This window comes from Nocardia arseniciresistens, from assembly GCF_046764875.1.
GTDB lineage: Bacteria > Actinomycetota > Actinomycetes > Mycobacteriales > Mycobacteriaceae > Nocardia > Nocardia arseniciresistens.
Genome location: NZ_JBKORD010000041.1, coordinates 1 through 2,374, shown reverse-complemented (window position 1 = coordinate 2,374; position 2,374 = coordinate 1). Strand labels below are relative to the sequence as shown.

Below are 2,374 nucleotides of genomic sequence, written 5' to 3'. Positions count from 1 at the left end.
CTCGGTGGCGCAGCTGGAGAGTCCTCGGTGGGTGACTGCGACGCCTTTGGGTAGTCCGGTCGATCCGGAGGTGTAGATGACGTAGGCGATATCGTAGATATGCAGCGGACGCACCCGGTCATCGTCGGTGACGGGGCGGTTGTCGGCCTGGTGGAGGTTGTCCAACGTCAGCCAGTCGATGTTGTCGGGTAGTTGTGTGCGTACGGAGGTGGAGGTCAGACCGACAGCTGTTTTCGAATCGGTCGTCATGTGGGTGATGCGTTCGGTGGGGTAGGTCGGGTCGATAGGCAGGAACGCGGCTCCCGATTTGGTGACTGCCCATACTGCGAGCACGGATTCGGGAGATCGTGGTAAGCCGATCGCGACAACGTCTTCGGGGCCGATACCTCGTTGTGTGAGTACCCGGGCCAATCCGTTCGAACGTTCATCCAGCTCTCGGTAGTTCAGCTGCTGTCCATCGAAAACAATCGCCGTCGCGTCGGGATCCTGCGCGGCTGCCGTGGTCAGCAATTCGGCCAACGTGGTGGGCGTCGTTGCGGGTGTACCGGAGTGCGTTAGTAGATCGGTTCGTTCAGCGGGCTCGAGTATGTCGATTGTCCCGACCGGAAGCGTCGGATCGGTGGCTGCCGACTGCAGTATTCGGATCCATCGATGGATCAGGGAGTTGATCGTCGCGGTGTCGAATAAGTCGGTGGCGTAGGTGACTGTTGCTGCCATTCCGCCGCTGTTGCGGTCGTCCGACAGGACGAACTGCAGATCGAATCGGGATACCTCGTTGGGGAGGTCGACGACCGATATGTCGAGGCCGGGTAGCTCCAGGTTCACCTGTTCTAGATTCTGGAATGCCAACATCACCTGGAACAGGGGGTGCCGGGATTGGGTCCGTTGTGGAGCGAGTTGGTCTACTAGTTGTTCGAAGGGAACATCGGCGTGTTCGAACGCATCTAGATCGGTTTGTCGGGTCCGGCCGAGTAGGTCGGTGAACGATTCGTCGAGATCGATTTCGGTTCGCAATACTAGAGTGTTGACGAACATGCCGATCACGTCGTCGAGTTCGGCTGCGCCGCGCCCGGCGATCGGTGTGCCGATCGGAATATCGGTGGTCCCGCTCATTCGGGCGAGCAGTACTGCCAATGCGCTGTGGATCACCATGAACAGTGACGAACTATGTTGTCGCGCAAATCGTTCCAAGACCTGGACCAGCTCGGCGTCCAGTGTGTAGTCGATGGTGGCGCCCCGATTCGACATCACTACCGGCCGCGCCCTATCAGTCGGCAAGCGAAGTTCTTCGGCAACTCCGTCCAGAGTTGCCGACCAGTATCGGATCTGCTGGGCGCAAAGCGATTCCGGATCGTCGGGCGAGCCGAGGGTAGCTCGTTGCCACAGTGCGTAGTCCGCGTACTGGACAGGCAGCGCTGTCCACGAAGGGAGTTCTCCGTGGATCCGTGCGGTGTACGCAGTCGTGACGTCGCGGGCCAGCGGTGTCATGGAGAAACCGTCCGCGGTGATGTGGTGCACCACTACGGCCAATATGTATTCGGGTTCCTCGCGACCGGCAACGCGGAACAATCGGGCACGCACCGGCGCCCGGGTGCTCACATCGAAGCCTTCGGTGACGAATTCGGCTACCGTTGCGTCCAGTTGGCTCTGCGGAACCGATACCAGAGCAAGCTCGGGGTCTACCTCGTCGGCGGGTTCGATCAGCTGGATCAGAGTTCCGTCGTGGTCCGGGTACCGCGTCCGCAACGACTCGTGTCTGCGCAGTACGTCGACCACAGCCAATCGCAGGGAGTCGATGTTCAACTCACCACGCAACCGTATGGCGATCGGCACATTGTATGCCCCCGAACGGGTGTCGTACTGGTTGAAGAACCACATCCGTTGTTGCGCTGGTGCCAATGGCACGAGATCGGGGCGCGGCCCGGCGATCAGTGGTGGGCGTTGTCGCCCCGTGCCGGAATTCTGCGCAATGCGGGTCGCGAGCGCCGCTACCGTGGACGCCTCGAACAACAGCCGCACCGGAATCTCGGTATTCAGTGCGGCCCCGAGTCGTGCCGCAACTCGGGTCGCGACCACGCTGTCGCCGCCGAGGGCGAAGAATGAATCGTCGAGGCCGACTGTGTCGACTTTCAAAACGTCGGCGAAGTATCTGGCGATCGTGCGTTCGAGGGGTGTTTCGGGTGCCCGGAACGGCTTGGTGTCGGTGAATACGGGGTTTGGTAGTGCCTTGCGGTCGAGCTTCCCCACTGGTGACAACGGGATGCGGTCGAGCACCATGATCGCCGAGGGGACCATGTAGGACGGTAACCGATGGGCGAGGTACTCGGTGAGGGTTGCGGTGTCGATCGAGTTATCAGGTGCCGCAACGACATAC

The 2,374-nt window shown here is 60.9% G+C and carries 1 protein-coding gene; it reads right to left on the bottom strand.

Annotated features, from left to right (window positions below; translation table 11 throughout):
• A partial coding sequence (locus ACLMAJ_RS37980; RefSeq protein WP_412018757.1) for a condensation domain-containing protein occupies window positions 1-2,374 on the bottom strand: 2,374 nt, incomplete at both ends.